At 31.2% G+C, this 15,675-nt stretch carries 11 protein-coding genes and 1 pseudogene; 6 read left to right on the forward strand and 6 right to left on the reverse strand.

Features of this window, described 5'->3' with window-relative positions:
* The first annotated feature begins 121 nt into the window (after positions 1-121).
* Positions 122-2,389 (forward strand): cation:proton antiporter, encoded by a 2,268-nt coding sequence (locus B4G36_RS03700; RefSeq protein WP_291062095.1) that lies wholly within the window; start codon positions 122-124, stop codon positions 2,387-2,389.
* Positions 2,390-2,407: 18 nt separating this feature from the next.
* A complete protein-coding gene (gene dinB, locus B4G36_RS03705) occupies positions 2,408-3,487 on the forward strand; it encodes a DNA polymerase IV (RefSeq protein WP_291062097.1) in 1,080 nt (359 codons plus the stop codon).
* 368 nt (positions 3,488-3,855) lie between these two features.
* On the opposite strand, the gene B4G36_RS03710 is transcribed toward dinB, so the two are convergent.
* The 6 genes from B4G36_RS03710 to B4G36_RS03735 form a co-directional block, all read right to left on the reverse strand.
* Positions 3,856-6,444 (reverse strand): T9SS-dependent M36 family metallopeptidase, encoded by a 2,589-nt coding sequence (locus tag B4G36_RS03710; protein WP_291062099.1) that lies wholly within the window; start codon positions 6,442-6,444, stop codon positions 3,856-3,858.
* Positions 6,445-6,561: 117 nt separating this feature from the next.
* Positions 6,562-7,449 carry a Ppx/GppA phosphatase family protein gene (locus B4G36_RS03715; RefSeq protein ID WP_291062101.1) on the reverse strand — a complete coding sequence of 296 codons (888 nt, stop codon included), beginning with the start codon at positions 7,447-7,449 and terminating at the stop codon, positions 6,562-6,564.
* On the reverse strand, positions 7,439-9,505 hold the full coding sequence (ppk1, locus tag B4G36_RS03720) for a polyphosphate kinase 1 (protein ID WP_291062103.1): 2,067 nt from the start codon (positions 9,503-9,505) through the stop codon (positions 7,439-7,441). Before ppk1 ends, B4G36_RS03715 begins: the two co-directional genes overlap by 11 nt.
* Positions 9,502-9,987, reverse strand: coding sequence for a SixA phosphatase family protein (locus B4G36_RS03725; protein WP_291062105.1), 486 nt, complete (start codon positions 9,985-9,987; stop codon positions 9,502-9,504). Before B4G36_RS03725 ends, ppk1 begins: the two co-directional genes overlap by 4 nt.
* Positions 9,988-10,078: 91 nt before the next feature.
* Positions 10,079-10,510, reverse strand: a complete 432-nt coding sequence (locus B4G36_RS03730; protein WP_286495950.1) for an acyl-CoA thioesterase — start codon at positions 10,508-10,510, stop codon at positions 10,079-10,081.
* A gap of 23 nt (positions 10,511-10,533) precedes the next feature.
* Positions 10,534-11,568, reverse strand: coding sequence for an AI-2E family transporter (locus B4G36_RS03735; RefSeq protein ID WP_291062107.1), 1,035 nt, complete (start codon positions 11,566-11,568; stop codon positions 10,534-10,536).
* A gap of 114 nt (positions 11,569-11,682) precedes the next feature.
* On the opposite strand from B4G36_RS03735, the gene B4G36_RS03740 reads away from it, so the two are divergent.
* From B4G36_RS03740 to B4G36_RS03755, 4 genes and pseudogenes are all read left to right on the forward strand, one after another.
* Positions 11,683-12,702, forward strand: coding sequence for an isoaspartyl peptidase/L-asparaginase family protein (locus B4G36_RS03740; protein WP_291062109.1), 1,020 nt, complete (start codon positions 11,683-11,685; stop codon positions 12,700-12,702).
* Between the two features lie 36 nt (positions 12,703-12,738).
* Positions 12,739-13,521 (forward strand): hypothetical protein, encoded by a 783-nt coding sequence (locus B4G36_RS03745; protein ID WP_291062111.1) that lies wholly within the window; start codon positions 12,739-12,741, stop codon positions 13,519-13,521.
* 85 nt (positions 13,522-13,606) lie between these two features.
* The gene (locus tag B4G36_RS03750) at positions 13,607-14,182 is read left to right on the forward strand and encodes a hypothetical protein (protein WP_125348839.1); all 576 of its coding nucleotides are present in this window, start codon (positions 13,607-13,609) and stop codon (positions 14,180-14,182) included.
* A gap of 115 nt (positions 14,183-14,297) precedes the next feature.
* Positions 14,298-15,565: pseudogene (locus B4G36_RS03755) on the forward strand (acetyl-CoA hydrolase/transferase family protein).
* The last annotated feature ends 110 nt before the right edge of the window (positions 15,566-15,675 follow it).

Below are 15,675 nucleotides of genomic sequence, written 5' to 3' on the forward strand. Positions count from 1 at the left end.
AAACTCACTAATTCAGATAAATTAGTGAGTTTTTTATTATGAGAAATTAAAATTTAATCGAATATTAAGCAGTATTTTATCCATTAAAAAACATTAAATTAGTAAAAAATAAACGCAATTTATGGAAGAACACCTGCCAAAACTTATTACCGATCTTGGATTAATTCTATGTGTAGGCGCTGTGACGACGCTTATTTTCAAACGTATCAACCAACCTCTTGTTTTAGGTTTTATTATTGCTGGTTTTTTGGTTGGACCGCATTTCGAATATATTCCCACAGTTGCAGAAGAACATAATGTGGAGATTTGGGCGAAGATTGGTGTTATATTTTTGCTTTTTAGTCTTGGTCTCGAATTTAGTTTCAAAAAATTACTCAATGTTGGTGGTTCTGCCTCCATCACTGCGATTGTCGAAATTATTTGTATTGTAACCGTTGGTTATTTAGTTGGTCGATTTATGAATTGGTCGAAGATGGACAGCATTTTCCTCGGCGGTTTATTAGCAAGTTCCTCTACAACCATTATTATTAGAGCATTTGATGAATTAGGATTGAAACGAAAGAAATTCGCGAATGTCGTTTTCGGAATTTTAATTGTAGAAGATATTGTAGTCATTTTATTAATGGTTATGCTTTCTACTATGGCGGTTAGCCAGCATTTTAACGGAGCAGAAATGATTAATTCTTTCGTTAAATTAGGTTTCTTTTTAGCGGTTTGGTTTATTGGAGGAATTTTTATTATTCCAACTTTTTTACGTTCAATTAAGAACTATTTAGATGATGAAACTTTACTAATTATCTCAATTGGATTATGTCTTGGAATGGTTTATATAGCGGATAGTGCTGGTTTTTCTATAGAATTGGGTGCATTTGTAATGGGGTCTATTCTAGCTGAAACTGTTTATGCAGAAAAAATCGAACATAATTTTCAATCTGTAAAAAATTTATTTGCTACAATCTTCTTTATTTCTATTGGAATGATGATTAATCCTGTTTCAATGTACGAACACAAATGGGCAATTTTGATTGTAACATTGCTGACGATTTTTGGAAAGTTAATTTTTACCACTTTAGGTGCTATAATTTCAGGACAACCGCTAAAACAGTCCGTACAAGTAGGAATGAGTATGGCACAAATTGGTGAATTTGCTTTCATCGTTGCTGGTTTGGGACTTTCTCTTGGCGTAACAAGCGACTTCTTATTTCCTGTTGCAGTCGGTGTTTCGGCAATTACAACATTTACTACACCTTATTTAATAAAATCATCTGACAAAGTTTATACTTTACTGGAAAAAGTTCTTCCACAAAAATTTATTCAAGGTGTTGAAAATTATTCATCTGATACACAACACATTCAAAACGAAAATAAATGGAATAAAATCATCAAACAAACAGTTTCTACAATTTTTATCAATGGAATAATCATTATCGCAATCACATTGATTATCAAAAGCTACGTTTTATTCTTATTAAGCGACTGGTTTACCTATTTTGGCGCAAGTTTGGTTAGCCTTACATTGACATTTGTATTGTGTATTCCATTTATTTGGGCAATTATTGGAAATCGTCCAAAAAGAGAAATTATCAGAGAGTTTTGGGATGAATCTAATTACAATCGTGCACCAATTATTGCAATTATTTCTATACGTTTAACTTTAGTTGTAGTTGCTGTAATTTTTATTTATAATCAATTTTTTTCAAGTACAATTGCTTCAATTGTTTTGGTTATTGGATTATTGATTACTATGTATTTTCTTTCAAAATATTTCAATCAGTTTTACAATTATATTCAAACAAAATTCATTTATAACTTAAATGAACGTGAAATTTTGACTAAAAAAATTGAAGAGAAAAAGAAACAAGATAAATTTCAATATACTTGGGATAACACGCATATTTCGGATATGATTGTTCCGCAAAATGCCAATTTTATTGGTGTTTTTTTGGGTGAATTGGATTGGCGAACAAAATTTCAGATCAATATTGCCTATATCAAACGTGGCGATCGAATTATTCAGACTCCAAATTCTGAATCAGTTTTATATCCTTTCGATAAAATTGGAATTATTGGAACGGATGAACATATTCAACGATTTGAGAAGTATTTGCAAATTATTGGTGAAACTCCTCCAGAAAATAATGATCTTAAAAATACAGATAATTTTACGTTGGATAAAGTAGTTATTCCGAATGATTTTTGTGTTTTGGAGCATAAATCGATTGGCTGGGTAAAAGATACGGCAAAAGGAATTGTGGTTTCGATAGAGCGCGATGGAAAAATGATTCACAATCCTGATCGAAATGTACCAATTGAATTGGGCGATTATTTGACAATTGTTGCCGATAAGAAAAACTTAAAAAACTTTATTCAAGAGTATCATTTAAAATAAAGCGAGTAATTTTGCAAGATGCAGCGTAAGATTATTCACATCGATATGGACGCTTTTTATGCTTCTGTTGAACAACGAGATTTCCCCGAATTAAGAGGGAAATGCATTGCTGTTGGCGGAAATGAAGAACGTGGTGTGATTGCTACCGCTAGTTACGAAGCTAGAAAATATGGCGTCGGCTCTGCAATGTCTTCTGTTGTTGCAAAACGCAAATGTCCACATTTGATATTTGTAAAACCACGATTTCAAGTTTATAAAGAAGTTTCGAATCAAATTCGTGAAATATTTCTTGAATATACTGATTTGGTTGAACCTTTATCTTTGGATGAAGCTTTTTTGGATGTAACAATTAACCATAAAAACATCGAAATCGCCACAGATATTGCAAACGAAATCAAACAAAAAATAAAAGAACGAACAGATTTGACTGCTTCTGCAGGTGTTTCGTTCAATAAATTTTTAGCTAAAATTGCTTCGGATTATAACAAACCTGATGGACTTTATGTAATTACACCTAAAATGTCTGAAAGTTTTATTGATCAATTACCAATCAAAAAATTTCATGGAATTGGGAAAGTAACTGCCGAACGTATGCAAATGATGGGTATTCATACAGGTTTGGACTTGAAGAACCTAGAATTAGAAAAACTCTTACGCGAATTCGGAAAATCTGGTAAATACTATTACAATATTGTTAGAGGATTAGATTTTAGAGAGGTCAACCCAACTCGATTGCGAAAATCATCTGGTTCAGAAACAACTTTTAGCAAAGATTTAGAAACATTAGAAGAAATGCAAATCGCTTTATTTCCACTAATGGAAGATGTTTGGAACTTTTCCTTAAAAACATCAATTTATGGAAGAACAATTACTGTAAAAATAAAACACAATGATTTTTCGGTAACTACAAAAAGTAAATCAGCATCATTTCCAGTTAAAAATAGAGAACTTTTTGATCAAATTTGTTATGATTTATTAACCGAAGGTTACTCCTCAGAAAAACCAGTTCGATTATTAGGAGTATCTATTTCTAATTTATCCAATAATCAAAAAAAATTCGGAACTCAACTCGAAATTCCTTTTAAAGAAATTATATAAATTCTTTAAACAATTTTATAAATCCCGAAATAAAAAAAAATTAAACAACTGATTTAAAATAATTAATAATGTTTTAAATCAATACATTTTATTTACTACTTAGATTTATTTTTTTCAACCTGTAGACACTTTGATGATAGTCTACATTTTTTAGTTTAGTATTTATTCAAGACATTTGTATCAACAAACAACATCGTTTGTAATGCTTTTAAGATTACTAACCAACAACCAAACTAAAAAGCTATTTTGATAAATATAACCAGTTTATCAAAACAACCTAAACCGATATCAATTTTCTAAAGCAAATTAAAAAATCCATCTCAAAAATTGAGATGGATTTTTAGTTTTATTTATTTTGAGACTAAAATTTAGTTTTTAATCAATTTTTTTGTAATAGTTCCATTATCTGTTTCAAATTTTAAGATGTAAATACCTTTTGGTAAATTATCAGTGGAAACTGTTCCTTTTTGACCATCAAATTTTACATTAGAAGTTGAAACAACTTTACCTGTCATATCAACAATATCAACTTTGATATCATTTTTAATAGATTTATCAACAATGTAAACTACATCCTTAGCTGGGTTAGGATACATTTGGAAAGTAGATTGTTTAACATCAGAAGTAGCTAGTTTACATTCTAACTCTTCAACTGGTGGCATATCAAAAGCTTCTGTTCCATCTGTTCTACTATTAGAGCTTCCTTGTTTAGCGCTATAACCTAAACCACGAGCTGAAAATGCTTCCCAAATCTCACACTTATTAACTCCATTATTTAATTGTTCGTCAGCTTTAAGAATAGCATCACGTCCATCTACAAATCCTGGAGAACAAGGTTGTAACTTAAGACCTGTCATTACTAATTGTATAGCCATATTATTACCAGCTTTACCATTATATAAATCTGGAGAGAAACCATATTTATTAACCATTTTCCAGTTTAAATCCCAAAGCATAGAAGCCCATACGTAACCAGTATTGTGAGGAGAATCTGAATTACCATAAGTTTTTAAGAATCCATATCTAGCAGGATTAACTGTCATATCAGTCGAATAAACTGTAGGACGAATTCCAACACCTTCTTTCTTTTCACCTACAGCAAATGTTCCTATTCCTCTTTTAGTAGTACTTATATCAGATGGCAATTGAGTAATCATCAATCCAAAGAAATCAGACCAACCTTCACCCATTTGTTCAAGATTATTCAAACAGTTAGCATTTGTGATTGGACCAGTCAAACGATTAGAAATTCCATGTCCATATTCATGTGCAATAATTCCGTTGTCTAAACTTCCATCAATAAATGATTCATCTGGTTTTAATAAAGATCCATTAACGACTACTTTATTTTGCAATTCTTGCATAATTGCATCTCCATCTGCTTTACTAATAGAAATTGCTGGAATTGTAATTGTTGTATCATCTCCAGACATATTAATCATCCCATCTACATTATTTACAATAATAGCAGCTTTAGCTCCAGCATTCTGAGCATTTTTTACTTTTATAGCAAAAGAACAATCTCCACGGTATATAATTGCTATCTTATCATTTACTTCTGCAGCATTTGTGATTGTCCCACAACCATCATAAGGCGTACCTGTCGTTTCACTTTTTACAATTAATGCAAGATCTCCAGTTAAAGCAGTAGAAGTTAATGTACCTCCCCAAGTAGGAACAGTAGCTTGATAACTACCAGCTATATTAGCAGGACTATTAATAATTAATGGTTCTGGAGTTTTATTCCATAAGTACATTGCCATTCTTGGAGATCTTCCGTCTGCAGGTGTAGCAAAAGTAGCATTGTTAGTGTACCCTAACGACACTCCTGTTTGTGCCAAGGCTACAACATCATCATTACCTGTTCCTCCTTTATCAAAATTAACTTTTTGAAAATTTCCATTAGCCTCTGTAAAACCATAATTATAGAAAATATCATGCATCATATTGTTCATATAGAACAAATTAGTAGTTGCCCCTTCCCAATTAGTATAAGGATGGTTAGACAAATTCATTGGAAAATCAAAATTTAAATCATTTCCTCCATCAGCATAATCAGTATCTTTGATTGTTACTGTATTTGATATAGAATTATAAGTCTGATATCCTTTAGAATCATGATCTCTAACAGCTCTTACATTGTTTCCTTCTGTTCTTGTTTTTACAGTTGATTCTGCTGTGTTATGCCAACCATTCGGTGATGCAGTAACATTTGAAACAGAAAGATCAGCAAATGATCTTCCTCCACGATTAGGAGCTTCTAAAGGTAATTGGTAAACATTGTATTGTGGTGAAGCTACATTATTAACATCAGCATATAACCAATCCCAATCAGCTTTATTAAATGTAGCTAAATTCTCATTATGAAAAGCTCCATGATCAAAACCACAGCTTAATGTATTGTTATGTTTTTCTAAAATTGCACCATTCATTGCGTTAACAATAACATGAATGATATCATTATGGTTATCTTTTACCAATTGATAACTAAACGCATAACTTAGAATTGCTTGGTTTTGGTCATTAATATAATAAACCAATTCTGAAGAATCATCTTTCGAAAAATATACACCATTTTGGTCTATTTTTGAATCTGAAAAAGCTTTTAATCCTTCTGATTGAGCTACTTTATTTAAAGCCTCGTTAAAATTTAAAGATGGAGAAATATCTGCATTCTTTAATGATATATTAAAATTTTCTGATGAAGTTTTAGAAATAACTTGTTTATCCTTTATTATATATGTTGAATAACTGTTATAAATTGGAATACCTTGGAAAGTTCTTTGTGTGTAAACCCTTTGGTTAAGATCATCATTGATTGTTTGATCAAATTTGTACTCAACATTACCTGCTATGGCCTTTGCTTCATAATTATCTACAATTTGCTCTGCCGTTTGGGCATAAGCAGACATAGATAAAAGAAACGCAGAAAATATCAGCGTTAAATTTTTCTTCATTATATTTTGTGTTAATTAATTATGAAACTAAATTAAGTAATACATTTTAAAGAAAAAATTTGGATTTTATAATCGATTAAGCTAATATAAAAGGCCAGACTAATCTGACCTCATCGTTTATTTTTCTAAATCTTTATATACTTTTCGAATAATTCCGTCCGAAAGTCCAATTTTCGGAACATGAATTTTCTTCGCATGCGACCATTTTAGTACATTATTATAAATTTCTAATGCATAAACCACTACATCAGCGCGATCGGGTTTCATATTGAAATTCTGCATACGCTGTTCCGCAGTCATTGTTTGTAGAATTTGATAATGTTTTTTCACATAAACACTACTCAAAGGCATTCCTAGTTTTACACCAGAATATTTGTACACATGGTTGATGTTTCCTCCAGAACCAATTAATTCTACTTCGTCATGACCAATGTTTTCATGAATCCATTCTTTCATTTCGTTAAAAGTATTTGGAGAAACTTTATTTTCTAACAAACGTACAGTTCCTACTTCAAAAGATTTTGACGTAAAAACCTTATTATCTTTTAATAACGTTAATTCGGTACTACCACCACCAACATCTACATACAAATAGATTTTTTTGTCTTGTATAAAATCACCTAATTCCGTATTAAAAAGTAATTCAGCTTCAGTTTTTCCATCTATAATCTCGATGTTAATTCCAGATTTTTTAATCACTTTTTTTACAACATCTTTTCCGTTTTTTGCTTCTCGCATAGCAGAAGTTGCATAAGCTTTATAGATTTCAATATCATAAACCTTCATCATCAATGCATAAGACAACATAGCATCACAGATACGATTGATATTTGTTTCAGAAATTTGTCCATCAATAAAAACGTCGTGTCCCAAACGAATAGGCATTCTCACAATACTAGTTTTATTAAAAATTGGCGTACGACCTTCTTCTTCGTAAACATAATTAATCAACAATCGCATGGCGTTAGATCCAATATCTATTGCTCCTAATTTTCTAATCTTCATTTTCTTGTTCGTTTAATTTTTTAAAATATTCGTAGGTTGTAAACTGAGAGCGGTTTGGTTTTTTATTGTTTCGCTTGTATTCCAAAGAAGATTCAGCCGTTATTAAGCGACCTTTTACATTATCTTCAAAACTCAAATTAAACGTATCCATAACTATTTTTTTGAATTTATGATCGTAAATCGGACACGCTACTTCCACACGATTATCCAAATTACGTTCCATCATATCTGCAGAGGAAATATAAACTTTGTCATCGCCTGCATTCTTAAACCAATACACACGTGGATGTTCCAAAAATTTATCAATAACGCTCACACATTCAATATTTTCGGAAAGACTTTTAACACCAGGAATCAAACAATTGATTCCACGCACAACCAAACGAACTTTTACTCCTTTTTGAGAAGCTTTGTAAAATAAATCAATAATTTGTTTATCGCTTAAACTGTTTAGTTTCATGTTGATTTCCGCAGGTAAACCAGCTTGATGATTTTTGATTTCTCGTTTAATCATCTTGACAATTTTTTTACGCGTTCCATAAGGTGAAACCAATAAATGATTGTACGTTAAGTTCAAATAATTAGCTCCAAAAAATTTAAAAATCTGTTCAACATCCTTTGTTATTCCAGGATTAGTTGTGAAATATGTATAATCTGTATAAATTTTTGCTGTTCCTGCATGAAAATTTCCTGTACTAATAAACACATATTTCTGTGCCAACATTCCTTCTGGTTTACGTTCGATATAACCAATTTTCGAATGTACTTTCAACCCCGGAACCCCAAAAATAACATTCACACCAGCTTCTTGCAATTTTTTCGACCACATCGCATTATTGGATTCATCAAATCGCGCACGAAGTTCCAAAACAGCAGTTACTTCTTTTCCGTTCATAGCTGCGTTTATCAAAGAATGCATCACTTGTGAATCTTTTGCAACACGATAAATAGTAATTTTTATTTTGGTTACTTTAGGGTCAATTGCAGCTTCACGAAGAAATTTTAACAACAAAGAATAATCATGATAAGGCGCCATCATCATTTCCTCATTTTCAGTAAAAGCCTGAAAATAACTGTTATATTCAAAAGGTTTTTTCTGAATAATTGGCTTTATTTTTTCGTACGTTAAATTTGGAATGTCAAAACTTGGAAAGCTCATCAAATCTCGTTTGTTGTGATATTTTCCACCCGGATTGATACTATCATATTCGTCTAATCGTAATTTTTTCAAGAAAAATTTCAACGTATCTGGTGCAATTTCAGCATCATAAACTAATCGGACAGGAACACCTTTTTTACGATTTTCTAAACTATTGATGACTTTTTCTAATAAACTATGTTCTAAATCGTTATCAAAATCAAGTTCGCTATCTCGTGTAATTTTGATGGAATGTGCTTCAATTGTTTCGAAATCAAACATTTTGAAAATATCTTTCAAATGAAAACGAATAATATCTTCCAAATACATGACATACGTATTTTGATCATACTTTGGAAGCACAATAAAACGCGAAAATAAATGCGTTGGAACAATCAAAAGTGCATATTGAACTTTGTCTTTTAATTGCATTTTAACGGCTAAATAGAACGATCCATCGCGTAAAGGAGGCGCTTTTTTAATATCATCTAAAATAAAAACTCCAACCGTATGAATAAATTCGTTGTAAAAATATTCGGAAATAAATTCTAAATAATTCTCAGGAATTGATGTATCATCTATCACAAAAATATTGTGATTCTCTAATTCTTTGAATAATTGATTATGTAAATCATCGTACTGGACTCGTTGTTGACGCACAATTTCATTGATTTCATCAATTAATTCTTCGTCCGTTTGATCTGGTACAATATTTTGATAAACAATTTCTACATCTTTGAACTGTATCGAGCGCAAAATTGTAGAATATCGAACCGAATAAAATTCATCTAAATTGTTCGAATAAATTCCTAAAAAACGAATTCGTTCTAACAACGGAACTGTTTCGTCAGAAGCCTCTTGCAACACGCGCGCATTGAAAGAAAGCCAGCTGATTTCGCGGTTTATATATTTTTTCATTTAATTTCTTTAGGTAAAATTATTTTTATGGTTTTTCCTTTTTGAATCGATTTCCAATTATCAGAATCAAACTGTATCCAGACAAATCCAGAAGTCGAAAGATTGTAAATCATTTCATTTCCTAACTGATTGGTAATATCTGTAAACGCAGGATTATGTCCAAAAATAAGAACATTTTGCAATTCATTATCCAAATTTCTAATCCATTTGTCTAATAAATAATGCGAAAAAGTATACAAATCATCTTCGATATGAATGGTTTGATTAGGAAATAAAATAGGTTTGACAAGTAGAGAAGTTTCTTTTGCTCGAACTGCTTTGCTAGAAAATATTTGATCAAATTTCAATTCAAAATTTTGATGAATATAATTTGCTACTTTATTCGTTTTGAATTCACCAATCTCTGTGATAGAACGAAATTGATCTGAAACATTTTCGTTCCATTTACTTTTTGCATGACGCATTAAAAACAAATTTTTCATAACGCAACGAGTTTAAAAAGAAAAAGTAGTTAAATCTAATCATTATCTAACGAAAAGACTTAACTACTGTTGAATTTTTTAGTATTATTTTCTAAAGATTACCTTCGTAATTCTTAAAATCATTTTTTACCCAATCTGGCAATTCCATCGATTTTTTCTCTTCCATATCGTACATTACTTGTGTACTTTTTCCGATACAATGAATAACATCTTCGCCATTTTCGCTTTTACTTGTGACAATATATTCAAAATCGAAACTCTTATTTCCTAATTTTGTAACTCGTACACCAATACGGGGCTCTATCACATTTGGACGTAATTCTTTTTGATAACTCGCTTCCATATGCGCAATAACAAACATGTGTCGCGTCCATTGCCATTTTTTACTCGAAGCCATCATATAATAGGCTCTACCGATCTGGAAATATTCGAAATAAAATACATTATTTACATGACCAATTGGATCAAAATCACTCCAACGTGGTTCTAAAGGTTTAAAGAATTTAAAGTTTTCTATACTCATTTTTAATTGGTTTTTAATAATAATTAATCTTCAGGATTTGGATCAATAAATTCGTATTTGTACAATTTGACTAACCAAAAGAATACTGAAAATAAGATAGGTCCAAATATAATTCCGATAAATCCGAATAGATTTAAACCAACGATTACCCCAAAAATAGTAATTAATGGATGAACATCCGCCATTTTTTTCTGTAAAACTAAACGAATCAAATTGTCTGATAATCCAACAATAACAAAACAATAAATCAATAATCCGATCGCTTGCCCTGAATCACCTTTTGCTAATAGAAATAATGCTAAAGGAACATAAATTAATGCTGCTCCAACTACTGGCAACATCGCCGCAAAAATTGTTAGAATAAACCATGTAAAGGCATCATCAACTCCGAAAATAAGATATCCAATGTAGGCAATAATTGCTTGTAGAAAGGCTGTTAACGGCATACCTACTGCATTAGAAATGACCAAATCTTTCAAATCTTTGTTCATCTTCACTAAATTACTTGTTTTAAGCGGAATAGTTCTGTAAAACCAATTTTCAAGTTTTTGATGATTCATCAACATAAAATACAAAATAAGGAACGCAACCCCCAACTGAACTGTCATATCCATTGAAGCATTCAGTGTTTTTTCTAATAATTTACCTCCAACTTGTGTTATTTTTTCAATGTTTGTTGCACTAAACACATCGATATGAAATTTGGTTTGCAACATTTGAATAATTTTATTGACATCTGTTTTAATTTGAGCTGTGTCATTTAATAGTACCATTACTTTATTCGTTAACATTTGAATTAATAAATAAAGAGGTCCAATAATCAAAATCGCGCTACTAATCATTAAGATAATTACACTTGCTAATTTGTTCCATTTTTTTACTTTTACTAGCCATTGCAAAGGATTTAAAAGCAAAACATACAAACACAAAGCACCGAGAAATCCAGGGAAAAATGCTAAAAGATTTTTGGTAATTAATCCAAAAACTAAAAGTATTATTGCAATAAATGCTAACTGTAACAAGACATTGTTAGAAAGATAGTGTTTATTAGAGTTCATAGGTAATTTATTTGTTTATTAACAGTTGTTGATATTTCGTTATCAAATTCAATGCTAAAAATAGTTAATTTCTATAAACTTTTCTATTTTTAGACGTTGAATAAAATTTTACACATGAAAAAAATAGTCGGTTTAATCTTATCAGTTTTGACAATCTCTACATATGCACAAACGAAACAAGACAAAGTTGTTTTGGTAATTCATGGTGGTGCTGGTACAATTCTGAAAAAAAATATGACACCCGAAAAGGAAAAAGCGTACCGAGATGCTTTAGCTGAATCTTTGACAAAAGGTTATGAAGTCATCAAACAGGGTGGCGAAAGTGAAAATGCAGTGATAGAAGCCATAAAAGTAATGGAAAATTCACCTTTGTTTAATGCAGGAAAAGGAGCGGTTTTTACGCATGAAGGTAAAAATGAATTAGACGCTTCGTTGATGATTGGAAATACAATGCAAGCTGGTGCTGTGGCTGGAGTTACAAGGATTAAAAATCCAATTTTAGCAGCAAAAGCTGTTTTACAAAATTCTGCTCATGTGATGATGGTTGGAAAAGGAGCAGAAGAATTTGCTCAAACTAGAGGTTTAGAAATTGTTGATCCAAGTTATTTTAAAACTGAGGAACGCTGGAATTCTCTTCAAAAAGTTTTGGAAAAAGACAAAGAAAAAATGGAATTAGACCACGATGCTAAAACACAAGCGTATGTTCCATTCAATTTTGTTGATGAAAAATTTGGTACAGTTGGCGCAGTTGCTTTGGACAATAAAGGTCATATCTCGGCAGGAACTTCGACTGGCGGAATGACAAATAAACGTTTTGGTCGTGTTGGTGATTCGCCAATTATCGGAGCTGGAACCTATGCAAATAGCGAAGTTGGTGTTTCGAGTACAGGTTGGGGCGAATATTTTATTAAAGCTGTTGCGGCATATGATGTTGCGGCTTTGATGAATTACAAAAAACTTTCTTCGAAAAAAGCTGGTGAAGAAGTTATTAAGAAAATTGGTGATTTAGGAGGCGATGGCGGAATGATTATTTTAGATAAAAATGGTCAAGCAAGTTTTCCTTTTAACACTGCCGGAATGTATCGCGGAAGTATTACACAATCAGGTAAGATAACTATCGAAATTTATCAATAAATTTGGAACACATTTTAAAATAAAGATATACAATACATGATAAAACAAATTTTACTTACAGCCACTGTTGTTCTTGCAAATTTTGCAACAGCGCAAGTAACCTCTATGATTAATGATAAAAATGTAGATGCTTCGACAAAAGTATATGGAATGGCTCCTTTAAGCGATGAAACAAAGGCTTATGAGAAGTTTAATTTTATGTTAGAAAATGCTGCGGCTATACAATTAGGAAAACCAATTTTGGAGTATGGATATCAATCGTCTACTTTTCAAGCGCAAGAAAATGGAGTGATGATTTATATGGTAAAAGATAAGAAAATTGTCGATCAATGGTTGGTGAATCCTGCGTTTTACAATGTTTTCCATGACGGAATTCCGTATTCTTATGATGCCGATAAATTAGCTGTTCTTGCTGATAAATATCCGTTGATTTATAAAGAAGAAAAACGTCAATATAAAACTGAAAAAGAATACCAAAAACAGCGTCCAGCCTTGTTTGCGGATCCTTATAATTTAATTATTACAGAACCAGATTTTACATACGAAGGATATTTTGATGTACAATTTCCACAAAACGAACAATTCAAAAATTCTGAAGCTGCTATAGCTTATTTAAAACCAATTGTAGAGAAATTGACAAAAAAGAAATTTGATATTAATTATACAATTTCAGAAAAAAATATTTTAGATCGTACACAATTCACGGTAACTGTTGCGGGAGAAGAAAATATCTACAAAAAAATAAAATTAGATAATCTGCAAAAAGGAGATTGGCAATCATTAAGTTATGAAGCTTCGATATTCCGAAAAGCAAATTAATAGAAAGAAAAGGTTTTTGAACTAATCAAGAACCTTTTTTTTTATCCATAAAGATTCGTAATTTGACTTTTTAACTCAAAGAAATATGAATTCTAACTTCTATAAAATATTACAACACTCAAAAGAAAATCAATCAATTATTGCCGTTTACAATGATCCCGAAGGAGACAATTTTTGGGCTGGATATATTTTAGATTTTAATGACGAATTTTTTACAATGCAACACATTTCGAAATATGGTAAAAAAGATGGAATTTTAATCGAACCTTATTTTAAAATTAGTCGAATAGATGTTGATGATTACTGCAAATGTCTTAATTATTTGAAAGAACATCACACCGATTTGGATCAAGAAAATCCAATTACATTTAATGCAACAGCAGAAGAAAATTGGGTTCGTCAAATTTTAGGCGAAATAAATGATCAAACCGAATATGTATCACGTATTCAATTAAACAATAATAGTCGTTTTGCAGGTTTTATTCGAAATTTAACTGAAGATGATTTTGAGTTGAAATGTATTGGTTCGGAAGGAACGGACGAAGGCTCTTTGTATTTTCAGATTGATGATGTTTCGTCGATTCGTGTCAATGATTTAGAAGCTCGCAGAAGATTATTTTTTTATAATTATCGCCGTTCTATCGACTTTTTTGATGAATAATTTTATCAAGAAAAACGCAAACTACAATTCCAATTATTAGGAATAAAATTTGATTAGATTTTGATGAAAAATATCGTTTATTATAAAGCATCAAAGCCTTTATTTTGCACGATTATTGAAATATACTTCTGCAACAGAAGCTGTAAAAGAAATCAAATCTGGCGATCGTGTTTACGTTCATGCAGCTGCGGCTACGCCTACATTTTTGGTAACAGAATTATCGAAGGAGCGCATGAATTGAGAGATGTAGAGTTTTGTCATATTCATACAAGTGGAAATGCAGAATATGCAAATCCTGTTAATAAAGACTCATTTTTTGTCAATTCTTTTTTTTGGCGCTAATGTGCGTCACATGATAAAAGAAGGAAATGGTTCGGTTCGTATTTACCGATTTTCTTTAGCGAAATGGGAAAAGTGATTCGAACTGAATTGAATGTTGATGTTGTTTTAATTCAGATTTCTGAGCCAGATTCTCATGGTTATTGTTCTTTAGGGACTTCTGTGGAGAATATTAGAGCGGCAATTGAGACTTCTCGTGTGGTTATTGCGCAAGTGAACAAATATATGCCACGCACATTTGGTGACGGAATTTTACATATTTCGACTATCACGTATTTAGTAGAACATCATCAACCGTTAGATATCTTGGATAATGGAAATATTATAGTTGAAGAAGCTAAAATTGGGAATTATATTGCTGAATTAATTGAAGATAAAAATTGTTTACAATTAGGTATTGGTTCTATTCCAAATGCAGTTTTGAATAATTTGAAGAATCATAAAGGTTTAGGAATTCATACCGAATTATTTTCAGATGGAATTGTTCCATTGGTTAAATTTGGCGTGATTACAGGCGAAAACAAAAAATTATTAAAAGGTAAAATTGTTTCGACTTTAGCGCATGGTTCACAATTGTTATATGATTTCATTGATGATAATCCTGGCGTAGAAATGCGCGACGCTTCTTTTACAAATGATCCTGCGAAGATTAGTCAGAACAATAGAATGGTTTCGATTAATTCGGCTATTGAGGTAGATGTTACGGGACAAGTAAGTGCAGATTCAATTGGTTCGCGAATATTTTCTGGTGTTGGAGGACAAGTTGATTTTATATACGGATCATCTTTAAGTAAAGGTGGAAAATCGATCATTGCATTAACGTCAACAACAGCAAAAGGTGCAAATAAAATAGTACCTTTCCTAAAACAAGGTGCGGGAATTGTGACGACAAAAGCACATATAAATTATATTGTAACGGAATATGGTGTTGCAAATTTATTCGGAAAAAATATTCGACAACGTGTAAAATCAATGGCTGAAATTGCACATCCAGATTTTAGAGAACAAATCGAAAAAGAATATTTTGAAGCGATTTCTTCTTAAAAATATGATATTGATAACCCGTAGTGCATTTAGTTAATATTAATTTTTAAGTAATTAATATTTGTATTTTTGTTGCTGTTTATTGATTGAATAATAGTAAGGGTTAGTAT

The sequence above is a fragment of the Empedobacter sp. UBA3239 genome (genome assembly GCF_002362875.1).
GTDB lineage: Bacteria > Bacteroidota > Bacteroidia > Flavobacteriales > Weeksellaceae > Empedobacter > Empedobacter falsenii_B.

Bases quoted from the DNA above. Each gene is read 5' to 3' on its own strand.
- B4G36_RS03700 (WP_291062095.1), top strand. From the start codon at position 122: ATGGAAGAACACCTGCCAAAACTTATTACCGATCTTGGATTAATTCTA.
- dinB (WP_291062097.1), top strand. From the start codon at position 2,408: ATGCAGCGTAAGATTATTCACATCGATATGGACGCTTTTTATGCTTCT.
- B4G36_RS03710 (WP_291062099.1), bottom strand. From the start codon at position 6,444: ATGAAGAAAAATTTAACGCTGATATTTTCTGCGTTTCTTTTATCTATG.
- B4G36_RS03715 (WP_291062101.1), bottom strand. From the start codon at position 7,449: ATGAAGATTAGAAAATTAGGAGCAATAGATATTGGATCTAACGCCATG.
- ppk1 (WP_291062103.1), bottom strand. From the start codon at position 9,505: ATGAAAAAATATATAAACCGCGAAATCAGCTGGCTTTCTTTCAATGCG.
- B4G36_RS03725 (WP_291062105.1), bottom strand. From the start codon at position 9,987: ATGAAAAATTTGTTTTTAATGCGTCATGCAAAAAGTAAATGGAACGAA.
- B4G36_RS03730 (WP_286495950.1), bottom strand. From the start codon at position 10,510: ATGAGTATAGAAAACTTTAAATTCTTTAAACCTTTAGAACCACGTTGG.
- B4G36_RS03735 (WP_291062107.1), bottom strand. From the start codon at position 11,568: ATGAACTCTAATAAACACTATCTTTCTAACAATGTCTTGTTACAGTTA.
- B4G36_RS03740 (WP_291062109.1), top strand. From the start codon at position 11,683: ATGAAAAAAATAGTCGGTTTAATCTTATCAGTTTTGACAATCTCTACA.
- B4G36_RS03745 (WP_291062111.1), top strand. From the start codon at position 12,739: ATGATAAAACAAATTTTACTTACAGCCACTGTTGTTCTTGCAAATTTT.
- B4G36_RS03750 (WP_125348839.1), top strand. From the start codon at position 13,607: ATGAATTCTAACTTCTATAAAATATTACAACACTCAAAAGAAAATCAA.